Below are 25,424 nucleotides of genomic sequence, written 5' to 3' on the forward strand. Positions count from 1 at the left end.
CACTGTAATTAAATCGGTCTATAAAATAGATTGCTCTGATTACTACAAATATTTAGGCACTGAATATCCTAACAATAAATATATTTCCTTAAGGTTGATTTAAGGTTAACGGATTATTGTTCGTTATAACTGATCACGCGCCTATCTGATTGGCGTTTAGTTTTCGTTAACTTATGTGGGCATATAGTTGCCGATAGCTAAGTTGTCCTAAGGGATTTATCAATGCAGAATTTTTTACCATTTTCTCGTCCGGCAATCGGTACGGAGGAAATAAGTGCTGTTGTTAATGTACTCGGTTCCGGTTGGATTACTACGGGGCCACAAAATCAGCAATTAGAGGCTGATTTTTGCCGGGCTTTCGGCTGCAAACATGCCATTGCGGTTTGTTCTGCGACGGCGGGAATGCACATCACCTTGATGGCATTGGGCATTGGCCCTGGTGATGAGGTGATTACTCCGTCTCAGACCTGGGTTTCCACGCTGAACATGATTGTGTTGCTGGGGGCTGAACCGGTCATGGTTGATGTCGACTGCGATACGTTAATGGTCAGCGCAGCCGGGGTTGAAGCGGCAATTACATCGAAAACCAAAGCGATTATTCCGGTTCATTATGCGGGTGCACCTTGCTGCCTTGATGCCTTACGTTCAATAGCGCAACAACACGGGATTCCTCTCATTGAAGATGCAGCCCATGCGGTCGGTACACGCTATGGGGAGCAGTGGATTGGCGAGCAGGGAACGGCAATTTTCTCATTCCACGCAATTAAAAACATCACTTGCGCGGAAGGTGGCTTGATAGCCACTGACGATGATGAATTAGCAACTAAGCTGCGCCGGCTTAAATTTCACGGTTTAGCGGTGGATGCATTTGATCGACAAATCCAAGGGCGTAGCCCACAAGCTGAAGTTGTGGAACCGGGCTATAAATACAATTTGTCTGATATCCACGCAGCCATCGCGGTCATTCAGCTCCAGCGGCTCCCTGAAATTAATGCGCGCCGGCAGGCGTTGGTAGCCCGCTATCACCAGGCATTGGCCGGCTCTCCGTTACAGCCGTTAGGTGTTCCTAATTACCCGCACCTACATGCATGGCATCTTTTTATGGTACGTGTTGATGAAGAGCGCTGCGGTATTAGCCGCGATACGCTAATGGCCCGACTCAAAGAGGTTGGGATTGGTACGGGGCTGCATTTTCGTGCGGCACATACGCAAAAATACTATCGAGAACGTTACCCACATTTACATCTGCCGAATACCGAGTGGAATTCAGCCAGACTATGCACATTACCGCTTTTCCCCGATATGTTAGACAGTGATGTCGATCGGGTGGTTGAGGCATTGGCAACGATTATAGGGCCACACCGTGTCACAAAATGAACGCATTAAGAAAGTCTCAATTGTTATCCCTGTTTATAACGAACAAGAGAGCTTGCAGGTATTGATAGAGAGAACCTCAGCAGCTTGCAAGTTACTCACTCAACCTTATGAAATTATTCTGGTTGATGATGGAAGTAGTGATAATTCAGCCGAGTTGTTGACGGCAGCGGCGAATGAACCGGGTAGTTGTATTATTGCTGTTTTACTCAATCGTAATTACGGCCAACACTCTGCAATTATGGCTGGTTTTAATCAGGTGAGTGGTGATTTAGTCATTACACTTGACGCTGATTTGCAAAACCCACCTGAAGAGATCCCACGTCTGGTTAATGTGGCAGAAGAGGGGTACGACGTCGTCGGTACTGTGCGGGCAAACCGGCAAGATTCGTTATTCCGTAAAACTGCATCACGCATGATTAATATGATGATTCAGCGGGCTACCGGGAAGTCAATGGGTGACTATGGCTGCATGTTACGGGCTTATCGCCGTCATATTGTGGATGCAATGTTACACTGTCACGAACGTAGCACCTTTATTCCTATTCTTGCGAACACATTTGCCCGACGCACCACCGAGATTACCGTCCATCATGCCGAGCGAGAATTTGGTGACTCAAAATACAGCCTGATGAAGCTCATCAATCTCATGTATGACCTGGTTACCTGCCTGACAACCACCCCACTGCGATTGTTAAGTCTGGTTGGCAGTGTTATCGCACTTTCTGGTTTTACGCTTGCTGTGTTGCTGGTGGTGTTACGGTTAGTTTTTGGCCCCGAATGGGCTGGCGGTGGTGTGTTTACGCTATTTGCTGTGTTGTTCATGTTCATCGGTGCTCAATTTGTTGGTATGGGGTTACTCGGCGAATACATCGGCCGTATCTATAACGATGTGCGCGCACGCCCACGCTATTTTGTACAGAAAGTTGTTGGTGCAGAACCAACCGAAGATAATCAGGAAACAGAAAAATGAAAGCGATTGTATTTGCCTATCACGATATTGGCTGCGTAGGTTTGAAAGCATTAGTTGAAGCAGGTTACGATATTCAGGCCGTATTTACTCATACTGACGCTCCCGGTGAGAATCGTTTTTTCTCTTCTGTTGCCCGAGTTGCCGCTGATCTTGAACTGCCTGTCCATGCACCGGAGGATGTGAATCATCCTTTATGGGTTGAGCGTATTCGCCAATTACAGCCGGATATTATTTTTTCTTTCTATTACCGCAATATGCTGAGTGACGAGATATTATCACTCGTACCACAAGGCGGGTTTAATTTACATGGCTCTTTATTGCCAAAGTATCGTGGGCGTGCGCCCATTAACTGGGCTTTGGTTAATGGCGAGACTGAAACCGGTGTTACGTTGCACCAAATGGTACGCAAAGCTGATGCCGGGTCGATCGTAGGGCAACATAAAGTGGCTATCAGTCCTACTGATACTGCATTGACTTTACATGCAAAAGTGCGAGACGCAGCTAAAGAGTTATTAGTTGATTTACTGCCTGAAATGAAAGGTAAGTCACTGAGTTTAACGCCACAAAAAGAAGCCGATGCCAGTTATTTTGGCCGTCGTACTGCGGCGGATGGCGAAATTCATTGGCATAAGTCTGCATCCGCAATTAACAATCTGGTACGCGCAGTAACAGAGCCTTATCCTGGTGCTTTCAGTTACTTAGGGCAGCGTAAACTGACCATCTGGCGTTCACGACCGCTGAATATGGAACACGGTAAATTGCCTGGTACGGTGCTCTCTATCTTGCCATTAACCGTGGCATGTGGTGAAGGTGCATTGGAGATTATTGCGGGGCAAGGTGATGCTGACTTATATGTTCAGGGTAACCGACTGGCGCAAGAGATGGGTATCGTTACCGATGTGCGTTTGGGTAATAAGCCGAGCAAAATACTCAAGAGGCGTACACGAGTACTGATTCTTGGTGTTAATGGCTTTATCGGCAATCACTTAACTGAGCGTCTGTTACGCGATGACCGCTATGAAGTTTATGGCCTGGATATTGGTTCTGATGCGATTAGCCGCTTCCTCGATAACCCTTATTTCCATTTTGTGGAGGGGGATATCAGCATCCATTCGGAATGGATTGAGTACCACATTAAAAAGTGTGACGTAATCTTACCATTGGTAGCGATTGCTACTCCAATTGAATATACCCGTAACCCACTACGCGTTTTTGAATTGGATTTCGAAGAGAATCTGAAGATTGTGCGTGATTGCGTTAAATACAATAAACGTATTGTTTTCCCGTCAACATCTGAAGTCTACGGCATGTGTGATGACAAAGAGTTTGATGAAGACACATCACGCTTGATTGTTGGCCCGATCAATAAACAGCGCTGGATTTATTCAGTATCAAAACAATTGCTGGACCGTGTTATCTGGGCTTACGGTGCTAAAGAGGGGCTGAAGTTCACGTTGTTCCGTCCATTTAACTGGATGGGGCCACGTTTGGATAACCTTGATGCTGCGCGCATTGGTAGTTCTCGCGCCATCACACAACTTATTCTCAATCTGGTTGAAGGCTCACCAATAAAATTAGTGGACGGCGGCGCACAAAAACGTTGCTTTACCGATATTCACGATGGCATTGAGGCATTATTCCGCATTATTGAGAATCGTGATGGCTGCTGTGATGGGGAGATCATTAATATTGGTAACCCAACTAATGAAGCCAGTATTCGTGAATTGGCCGAAATGTTACTGAGCAGCTTTGAGAAACACGAATTACGCGATCATTTCCCGCCATTCGCTGGCTTTAAAGATATTGAAAGTAGTGCATATTACGGTAAAGGCTATCAGGATGTTGAGTATCGCACGCCAAGTATTAGCAATGCGCGCCGTATTCTGCATTGGCAACCCGAAATTGCCATGCAGCAAACTGTCACTGAAACATTGGACTTTTTCCTGCGTGGTGCCGTGCTTGAACAAAACGAAACTATGAAGGATGAGTCTCGCGTATGAAGCAAGTTGGCCTGAGGATTGATGTAGACACCTATCGAGGAACAAAAGAGGGGGTGCCGTCATTACTTGCTGTATTGGAAAAGCATAATGTCAGTGCCAGCTTTTTCTTCAGTGTTGGGCCGGATAATATGGGGCGTCATTTGTGGCGTCTTTTCCGCCCGCGTTTTCTATGGAAGATGCTGCGCTCTAATGCTGCCTCACTGTATGGCTGGGATATTTTGTTGGCGGGTACAGCCTGGCCGGGGAAGAGAATTGCCCAGAATCTGGGTTCGGTAATGAAAACTACTGCTCAAGCTGGGCATGAGGTTGGTTTACATGCCTGGGATCACCAAGGCTGGCAGGCTAATGTTGCGTCGTGGTCGAAGCAGCAATTAACACAACAGATTCAACTGGGAATCGATGCTTTAAAGCAAAGTATTAATCAACCCGTTACATGTTCTGCGGTGGCGGGTTGGCGTGCTGATGGGCGTGTTCTGGCAGTGAAACAGGCGTTTTCTTTCCGCTATAACAGTGACTGCCGGGGGACTCACCCTTTTAGGCCACAACTGCCAGATGGTAGTTTGGGGAGTGTACAAATACCGGTCACTTTGCCCACTTATGATGAAGTGGTCGGTAGCGAAGTTCGAGTGGAAGATTTCAATGATTTTATTCTTGATGCTATTTTGCGTGACGGTGGTGTGCCGGTTTATACCATTCATGCAGAAGTTGAAGGGATGTCTCAGGCGGTAATGTTTGAACAGCTTTTGCTCCGGGCTAAAAAGCAGGGTATCCAGTTTTGCCCACTAAGCTCGTTATTACCGCCAGTGTTGGACTCATTGCCAGTGGGGAAGGTTGTGCGTGCTACCTTCCCGGGGCGAGAGGGATGGTTAGGGTGTCAGTCTGATATTGAGGTTATGGAATGAGGCTGTTAAAAGGAAGTGGGGCTGCTCTACTGGCGTTATTTTTTGCTTTAGTTTATTTGTTACCCATAAATAGTCGCCTCTTATGGCAACCAGACGAAACTCGCTATGCAGAAATTAGCCGGGAGATGTTGCAACGTGGCGATTGGATTGTGCCGCATTTATTAGGCATTCGCTATTTTGAAAAACCCATTGCGGGGTATTGGTTTAATAATATTAGTCAGTGGCTATTTGGCGATACTAACTTTGCCGTGCGTTTTGGTTCTATTTTCAGTGCCGCAATGAGCGCAGTGCTTGTTTATTGGTTGGCAACTTTATTATGGCGCAATCGCTTGACATCTTTACTGGCAACCTTTATCTATCTCTCCATGTTTTTGGTGTTTGGTATTGGTACTTATGCCGTGCTAGACCCTATGATTTCACTGTGGCTCGCGGCGGCTATGGTAAGCTTCTATCTCACTACACGCGCGAAGACGACGCAACAGAAAGTCGGTGCCTACATTTTGTTGGGCCTCGCTTGTGGTATGGGCTTTATGACCAAAGGTTTTCTGGCTCTGGCTGTTCCGGTTATTGCCGTATTGCCGATTGTTATCCAACAAAAAAGAGTAAAAGAACTGCTCATTTTTGGCCCAATAGCAATAATCAGTGCAGTCCTATTAAGTTTGCCGTGGGCGCTGGCAATTGCACAACGTGAGCCTGATTTCTGGCACTATTTCTTCTGGATTGAACATATTCAGCGATTTGCTGAAAAAGATGCACAACACAAAGCGCCATTTTGGTATTACCTCCCCATATTGTGCCTTGGTGTGTTGCCTTGGTTAGGTTTATTACCTGGCGCTTTATTCAAAGGCTGGCGCGAACGTAATACGCGGCCAGAATTGTTCTTTTTGCTCAGTTGGGTATTGATGCCTTTACTGTTTTTTAGCGTAGCGAAAGGGAAGTTACCGACTTATATTTTGCCTTGTATGGCCCCGCTGTCTTTGCTTATGGCTGCATATGCAACTGATTGTGCTAACAACATGCGTATGCGAGCGCTGAAAATCAATGGATGGATAAATCTGGTCTTTGGTGCGGTTTGTGCGTTGGCGGTTTTGGTTATTGGTATGGGGCTGGTCGCTCATCTGGTCGCTTATGGTCCGCAAGAGCATCAGAAAGTTATTCTGGCAACCCTTGCTTTTGCTGGCTGGGGCATTGTAGGTTTTATTACCTTGCGTAATAACGCCCGTCTTTGGCGCTGGTCTGCCGCATGTCCACTGCTGTTTATTCTGCTAGTAGGCTACCTGATCCCTCAGCAGATAATTGATTCTAAACAACCGCAAAATTTTATCCAAAGTAATATGAGCGAACTCAGTACCAGCCGGTACGTTCTTACCGACAGTGTGGGTGTCGCCGCAGGGTTGGCATGGGAGCTTAAACGCAGCGATATTATGATGTTCAGCCAAAAAGGTGAGTTAACGTATGGGCTGGCCTATGCTGACCATCAGGATAAATTTATCGGTGATGCTGAATTTGCGCAATGGTTAGCCCAGGCAAGGCAGCAAGGTGATGTTTCATTAGTCGTGCAGTTATCCCGCAATGAGGCCATCCCTGCTCATTTACCGGCGGCTGATAAGGTTAATCTGATGAATCGCTTGGCACTGCTGTGGTACCAAAAAACGCCATGACAAGTTACCTGCTATTGATCATAGTCAGCTTATTGACCTGTGCGGGTCAGTTATGCCAGAAGCAAGCAGCGCAACGTTGGGAGCGGCACGACTTAGATCGATTAGCATCAGCATTGCGGTGGTTGGCGCTCGCAGTGCTGTTACTCGGTGTGGGGATGTTGCTGTGGCTGCGTCTATTGCAGCATCTCCCCCTGAGTGTGGCCTATCCAATACTGAGTTTTAACTTTGTTTTGGTGACATTAGCAGCGCAGTTCTTTTATGGTGAAAAGGTTACCTCTCGCCATTGGCTGGGAATTGTCGCCATCATGTTTGGTATCTTGCTAATGAGTTGGCACTTATGAAAGGCTATATGTGGGGCATGGGCAGTGTGGTGTTGGTAACCGCAGCCCAGCTCATGCTGAAATGGGGCATGATGCACATGCCATTAATATCACTGGCTGATATTAATGGCTATTTTCTGGCAAACCATCTGCTACAGCTATTCGCGGTAATATGCGGCCTGACAGGTTATGCATTATCTATGATGTGCTGGTTTTTTGCGCTGAGATACTTGCCACTTAATCGAGCCTATCCGTTATTGAGTCTCAGCTATGCTTTGGTTTATTTGGCCGCGGTGTCACTACCGTGGTTCAATGAATCGGCGACACTACTCAAAACACTGGGCGCAGGTTTTATTCTGTTGGGGATATGGCTGATACATACAAAACCGATAAAAGGTGGCTAAATTCATTATCTCATTCATATAACTTGTTTTTCCTAAACTCGATAGCTAAATTACCCGTATTGGTGCCTTTTATTAGCCAGATAGGTTGGCTAAGTCTTACCACGGTGGAATATCGATGCGGATGCGTTTCTGGATCTTTCTGGTCAGTATGATTCTTGCAGGTTGTAGCAGCCATGCTCCAACACCGAGTGGACATTTATCTGACTCGATTGTGGTTGTGGCAAAATTGAATGAACAACTTCGCCAATGGGAAGGTACGCCATATCGGAATGGTGGGTTGGATCAACATGGTGTCGATTGTTCTGGCTTTGTCTACCGCACTTTCCGCGATCGTTTTGATATGCAGCTACCACGTACCACAGTAGCGCAAACTGCCTTAGGGACTAAAGTTTCCCGCGATGAATTGATGCCGGGTGATTTAGTCTTCTTTAAAACCGGTAGTGGTCAGAATGGATTGCATGTTGGTATTTACGATACTAATGATGAATTTATTCATGCATCAACCAGTAAGGGGGTTATCCGTTCCTCACTTGAAAATGTTTACTGGAAACGTGTTTACTGGCAAGCACGCCGTATTTAATCCCCCTTCGTTCTGGTAAATAATTACCTATAGGTTCCATCGGCAGAAATCAGGGTAGGTTATGCTATCTTAGTGGCTGATTAATTTGGTTCGGAGCCGCATTTATGTCATCCCTTCGGTTGCTCATTTCTGATTCCTATGATCCCTGGTTTAATCTGGCAGTAGAAGAATGTATTTTTCGCCAGATGCCAGCAAATCAGCGGGTACTGTTTCTGTGGCGTAATGCCGATACCGTGGTTATTGGTCGCGCCCAAAATCCGTGGAAAGAGTGTAATACGCGCCGGATGGAACAAGATGGTGTGAAATTGGCTCGCCGTAGCAGTGGCGGTGGTGCAGTATTCCATGATCTGGGGAATACCTGTTTTACTTTTATGGCGGGTAAACCGGAATATGATAAAACGGTTTCAACGCAAATTATTCTAAATGCGTTGGCATCCCTCGGGATTCAGGCCAGCGCTTCGGGCCGTAATGATCTGATGGTTATTAATGGCGATGATGAGCGTAAAGTTTCGGGTTCGGCTTATAAAGAAACTAAAGACCGTGGTTTTCATCACGGTACGTTGTTATTAAATGCTGACCTTAAGCGATTAGCCGATTACCTCAATCCTGATCCTAAGAAGTTAAAAGCCAAAGGCATTACTTCGGTTCGTTCCCGAGTGGCTAATTTGGTGGAGATATTACCTGGAATTGATCATAAGAAGGTATGTGTCGCGATTACACAGGCTTTTTTTGACTATTATCATGAGCAGGTTCCTGCCGAAATTATCTCCCCACAGGCACTTCCTGACCTTCCGGGCTTCGCGGAGCAGTTTGCCAAACAGAGTAGCTGGCAGTGGAATTTTGGTCAGGCTCCGGCGTTTACACATTTAGTCGATACACGCTTTATTTGGGGAGGGATTGAGCTACATTTTGATGTATTGCACGGAGCGATTGATCGCTGCCAAATATTCACTGACAGCTTGAATCCAGCCCCTCTTGAGGCGTTAGCAGGAAGATTGCAAGGTGCGGTTTATCGGCCAGAAACCATTAATACGGTTTGCCAACAATTGAGTGATGATTTTCCTGAATCACAGGCCGAATTGTTACAAGTTAGCCACTGGTTAACGGAGGCATTGCGCTGATGTCTGGTTCTAAAAACGTTAAATCGGATAGCACGCCTAAATTTAACCATGATGTTAACTTTAAAAATAGCTACGAGCAGCAATTGAGTGGCTTTTATACCCATCTGCAACCTACGCCGCTGAAAGGCGCGCGCTTGCTCTATCACAGTGAAGCGCTGGCAAACGAACTTGAACTGGATGCCAGTTGGTTTAGTGCGCCGAAATCTACTGTGTGGGCAGGTGAATCGCTGTTGCCGGGGATGATGCCGCTGGCACAGGTGTATAGTGGTCATCAGTTTGGTGTGTGGGCGGGTCAATTGGGGGATGGGCGAGGTATTTTGCTGGGAGAGCAGCAACTCAGTGATGGTCGCAGTATGGATTGGCATTTAAAAGGTGCCGGATTAACACCTTATTCCCGCATGGGGGATGGGCGGGCCGTATTACGTTCAGTTGTCCGAGAGTTTTTAGCCTCAGAAGCATTGCACCATTTAGGTATCCCTACCAGCCGTGCATTGACTATCGTCACCAGCGAACATCCTGTTTATCGCGAACAGCCAGAGCGTGGCGCGATGCTGCTACGGGTGGCCGAAAGTCATGTGCGCTTTGGTCATTTCGAACACTTCTACTATCGCCAGCAGCCGGAACAAGTAAAACAATTGGCAGATTATGTTATTGCACGTCATTGGCCCCATTTGGTCGGGGAACAGGAACGTTATCTGCTGTGGTTTACCGATGTGGTAATGCGAACTGCCCGCTTGATTGCTCAGTGGCAGACTGTCGGTTTTGCGCATGGTGTGATGAATACCGATAATATGTCGATTCTTGGCATCACTATGGACTATGGCCCATTCGGGTTTCTTGATGACTATGTGCCCGGTTATATATGCAACCATTCTGATCATCAGGGGCGTTATGCTTTTGATAATCAACCGGCGGTGGCATTGTGGAATCTGCATCGATTGGGGCAGGCGTTGTCAGGTTTAATGTCGGTGGCGCAATTACAATTGGCGCTGGATGCCTATGAGCCTGAATTAATGGCCGTATACGGTCAACAAATGCGCGCTAAACTGGGGTTATTCGCAAGCGATAGCCAGGATAATGATGTGCTGACCGGGTTACTGAGTTTGATGATTAAGGAAGGGCGGGATTATACCCGCACGTTCCGTTTGTTGAGTGAGGTTGAAATGCACTCAGCGCACTCCCCTTTGCGGGATGATTTTATCGATAGGGCGGGCTTTGATAGTTGGTTTAGCCGCTATCGCACGCGTTTACAGCAAGAGCCGGTGGACGATGCGCAGCGGCAGTTAGCAATGAAAGCAGTGAATCCGAAATATATATTGCGTAACTATTTGGCACAGCTCGCTATTGATCACGCAGAAAAGGATGACATCCTGCCATTGCGGCGGTTGCATCAGGCTTTACAGCAACCCTTTGCGGATCAACCTGAGTTTGATTCCCTCGCCGACTTACCGCCTGACTGGGGAAAACATCTGGAGATCTCGTGTTCCAGTTAGTTTGTTTAACCATCTGACCATTCCAGCCGGTAACCGTGGCTCTGTTATCGGCTGGATTCTCCTGCAATTCGCAACTGTTTAAGCACTTGAGGCGTTTGCAGGCCAAAACCCAGTAAGGCCTGATCATCAAGTACCAACAATCTTTGTTTTTTACCCGCCGGTGTAAGCACTACTCCCGGTAAGCGCCAGATATTATCCACGCCACCCACTGATTTAATGCTATGCGACGTGACTATCAGCAGGTCAGGGGCACTGGCGATAATCCCTTCTTGTGATAACGGGCGATAGCCGCTGAATGTCTGCATTGAGTTGTCCAAGCCTGACAGTCGAAATAAGGTATCTGCGGCGGTGCCTTTACCCGCAGCCAGTGGTGGTAACCCTGCATGACTGATGATAAATAAGGCTTTTACCGGCAACGGCGTGGAGACGATTGAAGCCAGTTGCTGCTGGTAGTCATTGATCAGCTGTTGGCCTTTCTCTGGCTTATTGACGGCTGTGGCAATCAAATGGATTTTAGTAATCACTGTTTGCGGTGAGGTGTCAGCAGGAATAAATATGACGTTGACGCCATAATCAGTGAGTTGTTTCAGCGCGATGGACGATGACGCCTGCGCACGGCATAACACCAAGGTTGGTTGTAAAGCGAGAATACCTTCGGCGTTGAGGTGCCGCAAGTAGCCCACGTCCGGCAAGGTTTTCAGCTCGACAGGATGCTGGCTGGCACTGTCCCTTGCCACAATATTGTCACCTACGCCTAATGCGTAGGTGATTTCAGATATATCGCTACCGAGGGTAATAATGCGTTGGCTGGCCATGCTATTTATTGGAATAATAAATACAATAAGCATTAACCATTTATTCATCGATTGAACCTATGGTGGTCAACTCGGCCAGTTGCTGATGCCATTGGTGCTGTTCTGGCTGACCTTCGCTGCGTTGACCGAATAATTGCAGAATATGTTTACCTTGAGTATCCAGCAGCTCCAGACTTGAGATAAAACCGTCTTGTGTCGGTTTGCGTGTTACCCAACTCTCCGCAATGGCATTCTCGTGTAGGTACAAAGTAAAGCACGAGTTAAGTACACTCAGCCACTGAGGGGTTGGTGTGTGTTTTTCGTGATTAACAATGAGTTGTTCTATCACTCCGGTAAATATCTGCATACACCCGTTGTTGCCCACAAAAATCATCACTTCGTTCTGACTGGTTTGCGCTGCATGGAGAATCTGCCTTAATGCCCGGTTATCAACTTGATAAGCCAGGTCATCACTGACAGCGCGGAAGGCTTGCCTGCGGGTGATTTTATTGCGTTTTAGCAACATAAAGAACTGATGGATATCATTCATTTTGCGCCATTCGCTCTCTATGGCTGCATTATCTATGGCTGTGGTATCAATCAATTTATCGTGAGTTGATTCCTCATTTGTGGGTTGTAATGTCAGTTGCGCATTGTTTTTACAATGATATTTATTCACCAACAGTTGCCATGCTTGCAGGTCGGTGTCAGCGGTGCTGTAGATTTGGTGAACCACTTTACCTTGTAGATTAAAGCAGTGAATACTGTGTTGTGCGCCTTGTGGTGTCTCTTCACACAGGCTAAAAAAGCTGTCCCATTGGCGGAAAAATAGCCTTAAATCCAGTGCGCGTGGGTTGAGTACCAGACCAAGGTGGCCGTGTAAACGCAAATTCTGATACTCGCCAAAATGCTCATGTATTGCATAGTCGTTGCGGGTGATCGCTTTAGTGACACCGACTTTTTCTAATTCGGCTAGCAGTATGCTGGCACTAATATCCAGGCGTTGCGCATCGTGTCCCACGCGTGCATACAACAGATCGGCTTCACTGACGTTCATCATAAGCGCGATATCGTGTAGCGGTTTACCGGGGTGCTGTTGCCGGATATTGAGGTAGTGTTGGTAAAGTGACATTTCCATACGTTTTTCCTTGTGATTACCACTGATAGCTGATTAACAATTTGGCATTACGCCCATCCTGCGAAATTGCCTGAGGTGAGTAATAGGCTTTATTGAATGCATTACTCAATACTGCCGTGGTGGTGAGATCTCTTAGGCTACCTTGCCCTTGATAACTCAGATAAAAATCATGAACGGCGTAACCTGCTTGCGGTGGATGTGGTTTGAGCGTCGATGTCTTGGCATCGTTATTTTTCATAAGTTTGGTGTTTTCAGCCATTGTCAGAACCCAGCCGGTGCTAAAACCGCTGCTGGCAATGGGTACATTCAGGCGGCTGGTGACGGTATCTGGATTGATACTGTTAATAAATTGACGGGTGTCGAGATTGATAGCGCGGGTGCGGTTATAGGCCAGCGTCCAGTCAAACCATGGGTTCTGATAATCCAGTGACACATCCCAGCCCCAACTCTTACTGCGAGGGATATTGATGTAGGTGGATGTCATCATCATCATACTGACATCGTTGGTAATACGGTCTTTGGCATCAATGTTGAAGTAACTTGCTTTAAATTCTACCGAGTCATCATTAGCCAACAGGCTATCAAAATGTAGCCCAAAGCCTGCCTCGCGAGTGACGTTACTTTCTGGTGCTAAGTTGGGATTGGGTTTCCAACGATTAACAATCGTGATCCATTTACTGGGAATAGAGAAATGCACTGAGTCATTATAAAGCTCAGCCAGTGTGGGGGTGCGGAATGCCTGACTGTAGGCACCAAATAGCATCAGCCAATCGGTGGGATTAACCGTAACCGTTCCGTGTGTTGACCCGTTTTTAACTTCTTTGTCCGCAAATCCCTCGCGACTGTTTTGATAACTGTCAAAACGGCCACCTGCCAGCAAGGTTACCGGTAAGTCACGTAGCGTAATTTCATCTTGTAACCAACCCGATGTCAGTCTGATTTCAGCCGGTGGGAAGCTGCGAATAACCCCGATGGGAACTTGCTGTTGATGATAGGTTTCGACGCCATAAGTGAGCAAATGTGCCGTTGGGCTGTTAGTAAATAGCTGACTGCGGTTTTCCAGCTTTATGCCACGGGTGATCTGTTTACGGCTGCCATAACCCTCACCATTAACGTCATCGCTAATACTGACTTCGGAATAGTAAAGTTGGGTAGTAGCATCCAGCCAATCAAGGAGGTGCGGTTGCAAGTGGTAGGTAAGTTTCGCATCACGTTGAATGGTTGAACGATTCATCATTGGGTTGATATTATGTTTTAGATTTGGCGCACTTTGATTGGCCATGCGTGGTTCCAGCGCCCGGTTATTGTAGTAGCGCAGGGCGGTGGTCAACGATTGGCTGTCGGAAAGGTAGGCGGTGGCCTTAACCATTAGATTATTGATGGCTTCATCGTTAGGCGCATCAGAACCGTTACCCTGATAAATGTTACCCACCTTACGTTTACTGAAAGCAAGGATACCGTCCAGGCTCTCGGTGCGGCCAAAAACAGACATCCCTGAGCCTGTGCTGTGATAACCCGTGGCACCAAAGCCGCTGATGCGCAATCCGAGGTTTTGCCCCTCCGCCAGCAAATCGGCGGCATCAACGGTTTGGTATGTAATCACCCCTCCTAGTGCGCCGCTACCAAACTGTGATGTTGATGGGCTGCGGATCACGCGGACTTGTTTTATCAGCACCGGATCGAGGAACGTCCCATTGATATTGGCACCACTTATACCCTGACGAATACCATCAATCAGCACCAATACGCCATACTGGTCATAACCCCTGATATTCACGTTTTGCCCATTGGTGCGGCCAGCGCCTGTAACACTGACACCCGGCAGGTTTTGCAGCATTTCCGCCGCGGTGGTTGCAGTTTGATTTTGCGGTAGGGTGGCATCAATAATCGTTACAACACCGGGGGTTTTAAATGCGTCAGACGCCGTGCGAGTGCCGGTTACGGTAAGGGTATGGCTTTTGTTCTCTGGTGTAGAGCTGGCGGTGGCTGAGGGCGATAACGCAAAGGTAATCGCCAGGCTACACGCAGATAAACGAAAGAAATTAGGCATAAACAACTCTTCCTATGTTATTAAACATAATCAATGGGTTGCTGGCTGCCTTGACGATAGTTATCGGGTGGCTGGCGTAGTGGAATTTATGGAGAACCGGTTTCTACTGCTAAAAAACTATTTGGTTAATATCAGTTTTCCTGTTTTGGTTTGGCGTAAATAATAGAGTTGCCCCTGATGATTGATAGTCACTACGCCGTGTTGCCCAAGTAATTGTGAACTGTTGATACACGAGAGTGGCGGAGGTGACGAGGCTGGATAGTGTTGTCTTGCAGCGCAATTTACTGCCTGGATTTGGTTAGCCGCGTTGTGCATGATGTTTGGTCTTATGGTTTATATAATTGCTAATGTGATAATGATTATCATCTTCAATTGGGGGTGTTTCAACAATAAAGTCTATTAATTAATATGCCAATGACTTGTTTTTCATTAGTTATTTAAGGTGTGAATAGAACTGGATTGATTTATTGGTAGGGGGTTGGGGGGGACTCAATGGAATGGGTTTGACGTATTTGATTTGGTGATAGAAAGAGTTAACCCATGCGATTAACCCTATTCTATCCACGGCCTTGTGGTTAAAATCGGCTACTGACCGCATCAGCCAGTAAGCTCAATAATTGCTCGGTGTCCGCCCAATTCAGGCATGGGTCGGTAATAGATTGCCCATAAGTTAGCGGTTGTCCGGCAATAATCTTTTGCGTGCCTTCAATCAGGAAGCTTTCAGCCATCACCCCTACAATGGCGGTTGAGCCTGCACGAATCTGCTGGCCAATGTCAGCGGCAACTTCTAACTGGCGGCGGTGCATTTTCTGGCAATTGCCGTGGCTGAAATCCACCACCAGATGTTCCGGTAAATCAAACTCTCGCAAGCTGTCACATGCAGCGGCAATATCGGATGCGCCATAATTAGGCATCTTCCCACCGCGCATAATAATGTGGCCATAGGGGTTACCGCTGGTTTGGTAAATCGTCATCTGACCGGTTTTATCCGGAGATAAAAACATGTGGCTGGCTTGGGCGGCACGGATAGCATCGATGGCAATCCGGGTGTTACCGTCGGTACCATTTTTGAAACCAACCGGGCAGGAGAGCGCTGAGGCCATTTCGCGGTGAATCTGACTTTCAGTGGTGCGAGCGCCAATGGCACCCCAACTGATTAGGTCGGCAATATACTGGCCGGTGACCATATCGAGAAACTCGGTCGCCGTCGGTAAGCCTATCTCATTGACGGCCAACAGCAATTTTCGCGCCAATTCAATGCCCAGATTGACCTGACACGAGCCATCCAGTGCGGGATCAGAGATAAGTCCTTTCCAACCAACAACCGTGCGCGGTTTCTCAAAGTAGGTGCGCATCACAATTTCGAGGCTGTCTTGATAACGCTCGCGTAGCACATTAAGCCGGGTGGCATAATCAATGGCAGCATCCAGGTCATGAATGGAGCAGGGGCCTACGATAACCAGCAGGCGTGGGTCTTCGCCTGTCACTATTTTTTCGATACGTTTGCGTGACGCTGTCACGTTATCAGCTACAGCGTCAGAAATAGGTAACTTATCGGCCAGTTGTTGTGGCGTGATTAAGCTATCGATGCGCGCTGTCCGCAGTTCATCTGTTTTGTGCATGAAAATTCTCTAAATCTGTTCTTCTCTGCGGCAGGAATACCGGGAAGTGATGGCGTTCACAATAAACCAAAATGATATGAATTCAACCGCCATTGCCGAGATTCATACAAATTTAGATAAAATAAACTGTAAATTATTTACATAGTGAATATTTATACCCAAAGCAATTGGCGTTGTAGGCAGTAAGCGAACGACCCTGAGGCTTCAACGACCAAGGGGATGATTAAAACATCCGGCGGCTCATGCCTAAAATATCCAAAATTTTTGTTGAAATCTCCTCGACCGAGTAGTTGGTAGAATTCAAATAGCGAATCTGATTTTTACGGAATAATGCTTCAACTTCACCGACCTCCATCCGGCATTGACGTAAAGAGGCATAACGGCTGTTTTCACGCCGCTCCTCACGAATAGCGGCGAGCCGTTCAGGATTAATGGTTAACCCAAAAAGTTTATGCTGAAAGGGTTTCAGCGCCGCAGGAAGCTGCAAATTGTCCATATCATCGGCGATAAACGGGTAGTTTGCCGCGCGAATGCCAAATTGCATCGCCAGGTAGAGGCTGGTTGGCGTTTTACCACAGCGGGAGACACCCAGCAGAATCACCTGCGCTTGATCCAGATTGCGTAGAGAAATACCGTCATCATGAGCCAGGGCGTAGTCGATAGCTGCGATGCGCGCATCGTATTTACCCAGATTACTTTCCGTTAAGCCGTGGGTTCTATTGAGTATCGGTTGAGGTGCTACACCCAACTCCCCTTGAAGCGGGGCAACTAGCGCCTGCACAATATCTTGACAGAATCCGTCGCTACGCTGAATTATCTCCCGCACTTCGACACTGATTATTGAATAGAATACCAGTGGCCTGACGCCGGTATCTTGATATATCTGGTTGATTTTCTCACAAACTTCTTGCGCACGCGCGGCACTTTCAACAAATGGCAGCGTAAAGGTGGTTGCCTTCACCGGGAATTGGGACAACACGGCGTGGCCAAGCACTTCTGCGGTGATCGCCGTACCATCTGAAATATAAAATACACTTCTTTCCACGCTGACTCCTGAATACGTTGTAGGCGAATCGTTATCACCCGCTATGTTTGGTGAGTACGTTGCTTTGCCAATAAATCGCTTTGACAATAATAGGGACATTTTCGCCCTTCAGTGTGCCTTATTGATTTTATGGGTAAAGTGTTTGCGGTCAGAATCAGCCGAAAAACACTTTTCTTGTTGGCTTGATCGATTCACCTGTCCATGTGCTATGGATCATTGTGCTAGTCTCTTAAATGCGTATGGCTGGCTTGTCAGCCACCCTAACCTCTGTCCGTACCCTACAGACTGTCTGTAACTTATAGATAATGTAAAAAGGATTGTTTCGATGTCCAACAATGGCCTAAATCTGTGTAACGTGCTTTGGTACAACCAGCTCGGGATGCAGGATGTTGAAAGGGTAGGCGGCAAGAATGCCTCTCTGGGTGAAATGATAACCAATCTTTCAGAATTGGGTGTTTCGGTCCCCAATGGCTTTGCGACCACAGCTCAGGCGTTTAATGATTTTCTGGAGCAAAGTGGTGTTAACCAACGTATCTATCAACTACTGGATAACACCAATGTTGATGATATTACAGCATTGACCAAAGCGGGCGCGCAGATCCGCCAATGGGTTATTGAGACGCCGTTCCACCCCGTGTTTGAACAATCAATTCACGAGGCTTATAAGCAGTTAGCGGATGGCGAGCCTGAGGCTTCCTTTGCTGTGCGTTCTTCCGCCACGGCTGAGGATATGCCGGACGCCTCCTTTGCGGGTCAGCAAGAAACTTTCCTTAACGTACAGGGTATTGAGGCGGTAATGGTCGCCATCAAACATGTTTTTGCCTCTTTGTTTAACGATCGCGCCATCTCTTATCGCGTACATCAGGGCTATGACCATCGCGGTGTGGCGTTGTCGGCCGGTGTGCAACGGATGGTGCGCTCAGACCTTGCATCATCAGGGGTGATGTTTACCATTGATACTGAATCGGGTTTTGATCAGGTGGTGTTTATCACCGCAGCCCACGGTTTGGGTGAAATGGTGGTGCAGGGCGCGGTTAACCCAGATGAGTTTTATGTGCATAAACCGACGTTGCGTAATGGTAAACCTGCCATTGTGCGCCGCAATATGGGATCGAAGAAGATCCGTATGGTTTACGCCGACAGCCAGGAACATGGCAAACAGGTTCAAATTGAAGATGTGCCAGAAGTACAACGCAATCGTTTCGCTCTTAGCGACGATGAAGTTGAGGCATTGGCCCATCAGGCATTATTGATTGAAGAGCACTATGGCCGCCCGATGGATATCGAGTGGGCCAAAGACGGCCATACCGGCAAGCTGTTTATCGTGCAAGCCCGGCCGGAAACGGTGCGTTCCAATGAGCAAGTGATGGAGCGCTACCTATTGAATAACCAGAGTAATGTGCTGGTGGAAGGTCGTGCTATTGGGCATCGCATTGGTGCTGGGCCGGTCAAGATTATTCATGATATCAGCGAGATGGATCGCATTCAGGCCGGTGATGTTCTGGTAACAGACATGACTGACCCTGATTGGGAGCCGATCATGAAAAAAGCATCAGCCATTGTGACCAACCGCGGCGGGCGTACCTGCCATGCCGCAATTATCGCACGCGAGTTGGGGATTCCGGCGGTGGTGGGATGCGGCAATGCCACCGATCTTTTGCATGAAGGCCAGAATGTGACGGTTTCTTGCGCTGAAGGGGATACCGGTTATGTCTATCATGAGCTGCTGGACTTCTCGATTCAAAGTTCGCAGGTGACTGAACTGCCTGATTTACCGTTGAAAATCATGATGAATGTTGGTAACCCCGATCGGGCTTTTGACTTCGCCCGCTTGCCAAATGAGGGGGTTGGTCTGGCGCGGTTGGAATTTATTATTAACCGCATGATAGGTGTCCATCCAAAAGCGTTGTTGGAGTTTGATCAACAGTCTGCGGAGATTCAGGCTGAAATTAAGGCGCTGATGAACGGCTATGACGACCCGGTCGAGTTCTATGTTGGTCGCCTGACCGAAGGGATTTCTACCTTAGGCGCGGCATTCTGGCCTAAACGGGTGATTGTGCGTTTGTCTGATTTTAAATCTAATGAGTATGCCAATCTGGTGGGGGGCGAAAAATATGAACCCCATGAGGAAAACCCGATGTTGGGCTTCCGTGGTGCCGGACGTTATGTTGCAGACAGCTTCCGTGATTGTTTTGCACTGGAGTGTGAGGCGATGAAACGGGTGCGCAATGTCATGGGGTTGACCAACGTCGAGGTCATGGTGCCTTTTGTCCGTACCGTTGCTCAGGCAGAGGCGGTGGTCGCTGAACTTGCCCGGCAGGGGCTAAAACGTGGCGAAAATGGTCTGAAGATCATTATGATGTGCGAAATCCCTTCCAATGCGCTGCTGGCTGATCAGTTCCTTGAGCATTTTGATGGGTTCTCTATTGGTTCCAATGATATGACTCAGCTTACGCTGGGGCTGGACAGGGACTCTGGTGTGGTGTCAGAATTGTTTGATGAACGCAATGAGGCAGTTAAGGCATTGTTATCAATGGCAATTCAGGCAGCTAAACGTCAGGGTAAATATGTTGGCATTTGTGGTCAGGGGCCATCTGACCATGAAGATTTTGCCTTGTGGTTAATGGAACAGGGGATAGACAGTTTATCTCTCAACCCGGATACCGTGGTGCAAACCTGGCTGAGTTTGGCGCAACATAGCAAGCATTGATAAAGCATCAGGCGTATTAATTATCCGCAACTGCGGTTGCGGATTTTTTGCTAATAACAATATTATGGTAAAGCTATTCGCGTGACAGTGGCGTGAGCCTGGGATGGCGAGTAACGAGTGCAGTTAATCCCTGCAACGTCAAGTACAAAAAAGTAGAGTAAAAAAAAAGCCCGTCTTAAGTGACAGGCAAAGACTACACACAGCAATACATATATTCGATTACTGCTATTTAAATAAGTCACTGTCAAATGAGCTATTTAAATAGCTTGAGGGAAATGATTCTTAATAATAATCTTAATTAAATTCTGTAAGTTAGTCATTAAGAATCATCTGAATAGAAATAATTAAAATAAGCTTGTGATTAGCATTAATAACCTTACGTTATTAATGCTAATCATTATTTAATATCGAACGACATTGGAGGTTAAGAATAGAACTTCACGAATTTAAGGGATGGTTGCTAATATATAATAGGTAATCCGGCTGAATAAGCGAGATGCGGTAGCATAATGACCATATCGGTCATACTCCAAGCCGCAGGTACATTAGTTGCTTTCGTTTACCCCAGTCACTGACTTTATGCCAGTGACTGGGGGTGGCTCAATTGCCACCTTTCCTGCAACTCGAATTATTTAGGGTGAAAATATTGCCAGAAGTTAAAGCTCATCCAAATGTCTGGCGACGTCTTTGATGCTTTCTTCCGGTTCGGGGGCTTCGTTAACCCAGGCAGAGGTCAGGCGATAGGAAATAGCCAGTACCACCGGGCCAATAAACAGGCCAATCATGCCGAATGACAGCAGACCGCCGATCACCCCGGAAAGGATTAGGATCATGGGCATATCAGCTTCCATACGGATCAAATATGGCCGCAACACGTTGTCCATCGTTCCGACAATACAACTCCAAACCAGCAGCACAGTGCCCCAGGTGGTGTCGCCAGTCCAGTACAGCCAGATAACCGCTGGCACCAATATCAACAGTGGCCCGAGTTGAGCAACACAGCAGATAAACATCAGTACCGTCAACAAGGTCGCATATTGAATACCGGCGATGGCAAGGCCAATCCCACCCAATACGGCCTGGACTAATGCGGTCACGACAACACCCAATGCCACGGCACGGATAGCTTTTGCTGCCAGAACCACTACCGCGTCACCACGTTTATCTGCGGCGCGTACTGCGAAATGGCGAATGCCGAGGCCCACCTGCTCACCATGAAAATAGAGCAGAGTACTAAACAGTACCATCAGAGCCAGATGAATCACGAAGTAGCCCACATGCGCGGCTTGAGCGACCAACCAGGTGGCTGTCGCACCGACATAAGGTTGGACTTTTGCCAATAGCGCGTTGCCGCCACCGGCAACCAGCGTATGCCAACTGCTGTAAAGTTTGCTGCCTATCATCGGAATGGATTGTAACCAATTCATCTCCGGGAAGTGCAGTTTTGAGGGGCTGGAGGCCCACGCGATAACCGGGCCACTGTTTTCAACCAAACTGCTAACCAGCAGGGCTATCGGGATGACGAATAACAAGATCAGCAGCATTGTCATGACAATTGCCGCCAACCAACGTTTGCCCCACAGGAGCTTTTCAAATCTGATCAGCAACGGCCAGGTGGCAATAACCACCATGCCAGCCCAGGCAAAACCCATAATAAAAGGCTGTACCACCCAAAAACTGGAGACAATCATTATCATAATGAATATCACGCCAAACATCAGTTTGGGCAGGTCTGTACGACGTTGTTGCGGGTAATTCATCGATATTTTCTCACTTCACAAGTTATGGCAAGGTGGCCATTGCACGATTGTCTATCACTAAGAAACTGCACTAATCATGGTATATTTCTGTCGGTTTTAACAGATATCTCCGGATTTTAACGCCGAGATGACTTAAAAAACATTACGATAGCGTGGGGTTAATAATAATCCGAGTGCATCGAATGTACTGAGCTACGTTTCCCCCAGTTTATTGTAGTGGCAACTGACACAATATAATATTTTGATATTTAATGAATTATTGTTTGAATTCGCCTTATTCGAACGCCATCACTTTCCTATCATTCTGAATTAGCACAAATTGTTTTTAATTGGCATAAAGGGTTCGACAAAGGTTGTTGCTAACAGATAATCTCACAATGGAACAACAACAAACATATTGATAGGGTCACACTCATGATCCCACAGATTTCCCAAGCGCCAGGTGTGGTTCAGTTGGTGCTGGATTTTTTGGACGCTTTGAAGCAAAACGGGTTTACCGGCGATAGCGCCACTAATTATGCCGATCGCCTGACGATGGCGACCGATAACAGTATTTATCAGTTACTGCCCGATGCCGTGGTTTTTCCGCGCTCGACGGCGGATGTCGCATTGATTGGTCGTCTGGCCGGGCAGGAAAATTTTAAATCGTTGGTCTTTACGCCACGCGGTGGGGGGACTGGCACCAATGGTCAAGCCTTGAACCACGGGATCGTGGTGGATATGTCGCGCCATATGAACCGTATTCTGGAGATTAACCCGCAGCAGGGTTGGGTGCGGGTGGAGGCTGGGGTGATTAAAGATCAGCTCAATCAGTACCTACGGCCATTGGGTTATTTCTTCTCGCCGGAGCTTTCGACCAGTAATCGCGCCACACTGGGCGGGATGATCAATACTGATGCCTCTGGTCAGGGATCACTGGTGTATGGCAAAACCTCCGATCATGTGCTGGGTTTGCGTGCCATTTTGCTGGGCGGTGAGATGCTCGATACCCGCGCCATGCCGACGCCATTAGCGGAAACGATTGCGCAGGAAGACTCGGTTATCGGGCGTATTTATCATACGGTGCTAAACCGTTGCCGTGACCAACGACCACTGATTCTGGAAAAATTCCCGCAATTAAACCGCTTCCTGACCGGCTATGACTTACGCCATGTTTTTAGTGACGACTTACAAACCTTTGACCTGACGCGTATTTTGACCGGAGCAGAAGGAACGCTGGCCTTTATTACCGAAGCCACGCTGGATATTACACCGCTGCCTAAAGTGCGCCGGTTGGTGAATGTGAAGTACGATTCCTTTGATTCTGCCTTGCGTAACGCGCCGTTTATGGTGGAAGCGAAGGCGTTGTCGGTGGAAACGGTAGATTCCAAAGTGCTCAATCTGGCCAAAGAAGACATTGTCTGGCATTCGGTCAACGAGCTGATTGCCGATGTGCCAGATAAAGAGATGCTGGGTCTGAATATTGTTGAATTTGCCGGTGACGATAAAGCACTTATCGACAGTCAGATGGAATCTCTCTGCCTGCGGCTAGATGACCTGATATCGAGCCAACACGGCGGCGTTATTGGCTATCAGATTTGCAGTGACTTAGCCGGTATTGAGCGGATTTATGGGATGCGCAAAAAAGCGGTTGGCCTGTTGGGTAACAGCAAAGGGCAGGCCAAACCCATTCCGTTCGCCGAAGATACTTGTGTCCCGCCACAGCATTTAGCGGATTATATTGTCGAGTTCCGCCAGCTACTGGATAGCCATAATCTGAGTTATGGCATGTTTGGCCATGTTGATGCTGGGGTGTTGCATGTGCGCCCGGCACTGGATATGTGCTGTCCACAACAAGAAATGCTGATGAAGCAGATCTCCGATCAGGTGGTGCAACTGACCGCCCGATATGGTGGATTGCTGTGGGGAGAGCACGGTAAAGGCTTCCGCGCGCAATACAGTCCTGAGTTCTTCGGTGAGGTGCTTTACAACGAATTACGTTGCATTAAATCGGCTTTCGATCCTGATAACCGCCTGAATCCGGGGAAAATATGTTCGCCGCTCAATAGCGATGCCCCCATGATGCAAGTAGACAGCGCGGATAAACGCGGCACGCTGGATCGCCGTATCCCGCTGGCGGTCAGAACCTCATTCCGTGGGGCGACGGAGTGTAATGGCAACGGGCTATGCTTTAATTTTGATGCGCACAGCCCAATGTGTCCATCCATGAAGATAACCGGTGATCGTATTCATTCACCGAAAGGGCGGGCGACGCTGGTTCGGGAGTGGTTGCGGCTACTATCCGAGCAAGGGGTTGACCCCGTGGCTCTGGAGAACGGGCTGGTGGCCCAACGGCCAAGCTTGCGTAATCTTATCGAAAAGACCCGTAATAGCTGGGCCGCCAGTCAGGGCGACTATGATTTCTCGCATGAGGTCAAAGAGGCGATGTCAGGTTGCCTGGCGTGTAAAGCCTGCTCGACACAATGCCCGATAAAAATTGATGTGCCGGGGTTCCGCGCCCGTTTCCTTCAGTTATATCACACCCGTTACCACCGGCCGCTGCGTGATTATGTGGTCGCCGGTGTGGAAGACTATGCGCCGTTGATGGCTAAAGCGCCTAAGGTGTTTAACTTCTTCCTCAAGCAACCTTGGGTCGGCGCGTTAAGCCGCAAAAGTATCGGCATGGTGGATTTACCGCTGCTGTCCAGCCCAAGCTTGAAGCAATCATTATCCGGTCATTATGCCAGCACCATGACGCTCGAACAGTTGGAAAAACTGACCGAGCGCGAGCGCCGTCAGCATGTGCTGATCGTACAAGATCCTTTTACCAGCTACTACGATGCTCAGGTGGTGGCTGATTTTGTGCGGCTGGTAGAGAAGTTAGGTTTCAACCCGATATTGCTGCCATTCTCACCTAACGGCAAAGCACAACATATCAAAGGCTTCCTGCAACGGTTTGCCAAAACAGCGCGTAAAACCGCTGATTTCCTTAATCGTATTGCGCTTTTGGGGATGCCGATGGTGGGGGTCGATCCGGCATTGGTGCTTTGCTATCGTGATGAATATAAAGAGATTCTTGGCGGTTCTCGCGGTGAGTTTACCGTACAACTGGTGCATGAGTGGCTACAAGTGGCACTGGCTGAGCAGCCAGAGCAACAAATGCGCGGTGAATCCTGGTATTTGTTGGGCCATTGCACCGAAACCACCGCGCTGCCGGCCAGCAGCCAACAATGGGCGTCGATATTCTCCCGCTATGGGGCCAAACTGGAGAATGTCAGTGTTGGGTGTTGCGGCATGGCGGGAACGTATGGCCATGAGGTGAAGAACATCGACAATTCGCTCGGTATCTATGCACTCTCCTGGCAACAGGCATTGCAAAAACTGCCGGGTAAACGTTGTTTAGCGACGGGATACTCTTGCCGCAGTCAGGTTAAGCGTATTGAAGGTAACAGCCTAAAACACCCATTACAGGCTTTGCTGGAGCTGATTTAATTGGAG

General features: G+C 47.9%; 19 protein-coding genes and 1 other RNA gene. 12 read left to right on the top strand and 8 right to left on the bottom strand.

What is annotated here, in order from left to right; all coding sequences use genetic code 11:
* Positions 1-222 precede the first annotated feature (222 nt).
* From arnB to AT01_RS01305, 10 genes are all read left to right on the top strand, one after another.
* Complete coding sequence (gene arnB, locus AT01_RS01260; protein ID WP_042545759.1) at positions 223-1,377, top strand: UDP-4-amino-4-deoxy-L-arabinose aminotransferase; 1,155 nt, start codon at positions 223-225, stop codon at positions 1,375-1,377.
* The gene (arnC, locus tag AT01_RS01265) at positions 1,364-2,347 is read left to right on the top strand and encodes an undecaprenyl-phosphate 4-deoxy-4-formamido-L-arabinose transferase (protein WP_042545760.1); all 984 of its coding nucleotides are present in this window, start codon (positions 1,364-1,366) and stop codon (positions 2,345-2,347) included. Before arnB ends, arnC begins: the two co-directional genes overlap by 14 nt.
* Positions 2,344-4,347 (top strand): bifunctional UDP-4-amino-4-deoxy-L-arabinose formyltransferase/UDP-glucuronic acid oxidase ArnA, encoded by a 2,004-nt coding sequence (gene arnA, locus AT01_RS01270; RefSeq protein ID WP_042545761.1) that lies wholly within the window; start codon positions 2,344-2,346, stop codon positions 4,345-4,347. Before arnC ends, arnA begins: the two co-directional genes overlap by 4 nt.
* Positions 4,344-5,249: a 4-deoxy-4-formamido-L-arabinose-phosphoundecaprenol deformylase gene (gene arnD, locus AT01_RS01275; RefSeq protein ID WP_042545762.1), complete on the top strand. Its 906-nt coding sequence runs from the start codon at positions 4,344-4,346 to the stop codon at positions 5,247-5,249. Before arnA ends, arnD begins: the two co-directional genes overlap by 4 nt.
* Positions 5,246-6,910 carry a lipid IV(A) 4-amino-4-deoxy-L-arabinosyltransferase gene (gene arnT / locus AT01_RS01280; protein ID WP_042545763.1) on the top strand — a complete coding sequence of 555 codons (1,665 nt, stop codon included), beginning with the start codon at positions 5,246-5,248 and terminating at the stop codon, positions 6,908-6,910. Before arnD ends, arnT begins: the two co-directional genes overlap by 4 nt.
* On the top strand, positions 6,907-7,251 hold the full coding sequence (arnE, locus tag AT01_RS01285) for a 4-amino-4-deoxy-L-arabinose-phosphoundecaprenol flippase subunit ArnE (protein WP_042545764.1): 345 nt from the start codon (positions 6,907-6,909) through the stop codon (positions 7,249-7,251). The genes arnT and arnE overlap by 4 nt, the downstream gene beginning before the upstream one ends.
* Entirely contained in the window at positions 7,248-7,634 is a 387-nt protein-coding gene (gene arnF, locus AT01_RS01290) for a 4-amino-4-deoxy-L-arabinose-phosphoundecaprenol flippase subunit ArnF (RefSeq protein WP_042545765.1), read from the top strand. Before arnE ends, arnF begins: the two co-directional genes overlap by 4 nt.
* Before the next feature lie 115 nt (positions 7,635-7,749).
* The gene (locus AT01_RS01295; protein WP_042545766.1) at positions 7,750-8,214 is read left to right on the top strand and encodes an NlpC/P60 family protein; all 465 of its coding nucleotides are present in this window, start codon (positions 7,750-7,752) and stop codon (positions 8,212-8,214) included.
* Positions 8,215-8,318: 104 nt separating this feature from the next.
* Positions 8,319-9,335 (top strand): lipoate--protein ligase A, encoded by a 1,017-nt coding sequence (locus AT01_RS01300; RefSeq protein ID WP_042545767.1) that lies wholly within the window; start codon positions 8,319-8,321, stop codon positions 9,333-9,335.
* Positions 9,335-10,828, top strand: a complete 1,494-nt coding sequence (locus AT01_RS01305) for a protein adenylyltransferase SelO (protein WP_042545768.1) — start codon at positions 9,335-9,337, stop codon at positions 10,826-10,828. Before AT01_RS01300 ends, AT01_RS01305 begins: the two co-directional genes overlap by 1 nt.
* Positions 10,829-10,872: 44 nt before the next feature.
* Here AT01_RS01305 and AT01_RS01310 read toward each other — a convergent pair whose 3' ends face one another.
* The 6 genes from AT01_RS01310 to ppsR form a co-directional block, all read right to left on the bottom strand.
* A complete protein-coding gene (locus AT01_RS01310) occupies positions 10,873-11,691 on the bottom strand; it encodes a heme/hemin ABC transporter substrate-binding protein (RefSeq protein ID WP_042545769.1) in 819 nt (272 codons plus the stop codon).
* Positions 11,684-12,760 carry a hemin-degrading factor gene (locus tag AT01_RS01315; RefSeq protein ID WP_042545770.1) on the bottom strand — a complete coding sequence of 359 codons (1,077 nt, stop codon included), beginning with the start codon at positions 12,758-12,760 and terminating at the stop codon, positions 11,684-11,686. Before AT01_RS01315 ends, AT01_RS01310 begins: the two co-directional genes overlap by 8 nt.
* Positions 12,761-12,776: 16 nt before the next feature.
* A complete protein-coding gene (locus tag AT01_RS01320) occupies positions 12,777-14,810 on the bottom strand; it encodes a TonB-dependent hemoglobin/transferrin/lactoferrin family receptor (protein WP_042545771.1) in 2,034 nt (677 codons plus the stop codon).
* Positions 14,811-14,927: 117 nt separating this feature from the next.
* Positions 14,928-15,125 carry a hemin uptake protein HemP gene (gene hemP, locus AT01_RS20380; protein ID WP_235427209.1) on the bottom strand — a complete coding sequence of 66 codons (198 nt, stop codon included), beginning with the start codon at positions 15,123-15,125 and terminating at the stop codon, positions 14,928-14,930.
* A gap of 260 nt (positions 15,126-15,385) precedes the next feature.
* The gene (locus AT01_RS01325; RefSeq protein ID WP_004700279.1) at positions 15,386-16,432 is read right to left on the bottom strand and encodes a 3-deoxy-7-phosphoheptulonate synthase; all 1,047 of its coding nucleotides are present in this window, start codon (positions 16,430-16,432) and stop codon (positions 15,386-15,388) included.
* 223 nt (positions 16,433-16,655) lie between these two features.
* Positions 16,656-17,477, bottom strand: a complete 822-nt coding sequence (ppsR, locus tag AT01_RS01330; protein WP_004700277.1) for a posphoenolpyruvate synthetase regulatory kinase/phosphorylase PpsR — start codon at positions 17,475-17,477, stop codon at positions 16,656-16,658.
* 325 nt (positions 17,478-17,802) lie between these two features.
* Here ppsR and ppsA point away from each other — a divergent pair, with 325 nt between their 5' ends.
* Positions 17,803-20,187: a phosphoenolpyruvate synthase gene (ppsA, locus tag AT01_RS01335; protein ID WP_042545772.1), complete on the top strand. Its 2,385-nt coding sequence runs from the start codon at positions 17,803-17,805 to the stop codon at positions 20,185-20,187.
* A gap of 158 nt (positions 20,188-20,345) precedes the next feature.
* Here the strand turns inward: ppsA and rprA are convergent.
* An RNA gene (gene rprA, locus AT01_RS20390) (antisense sRNA RprA) lies at positions 20,346-20,455 on the bottom strand.
* 388 nt (positions 20,456-20,843) lie between these two features.
* The gene (ydiK, locus tag AT01_RS01340; protein WP_004700273.1) at positions 20,844-21,947 is read right to left on the bottom strand and encodes an AI-2E family transporter YdiK; all 1,104 of its coding nucleotides are present in this window, start codon (positions 21,945-21,947) and stop codon (positions 20,844-20,846) included.
* Positions 21,948-22,361: 414 nt separating this feature from the next.
* Between ydiK and ydiJ the strand changes: the two genes are divergently transcribed.
* Positions 22,362-25,418, top strand: coding sequence for a D-2-hydroxyglutarate dehydrogenase YdiJ (gene ydiJ / locus AT01_RS01345; protein WP_042545773.1), 3,057 nt, complete (start codon positions 22,362-22,364; stop codon positions 25,416-25,418).
* Positions 25,419-25,424: the final 6 nt, after the last annotated feature.

The organism is Yersinia aldovae 670-83 (genome assembly GCF_000834395.1).
In the GTDB taxonomy this organism is placed as follows: domain Bacteria; phylum Pseudomonadota; class Gammaproteobacteria; order Enterobacterales; family Enterobacteriaceae; genus Yersinia; species Yersinia aldovae.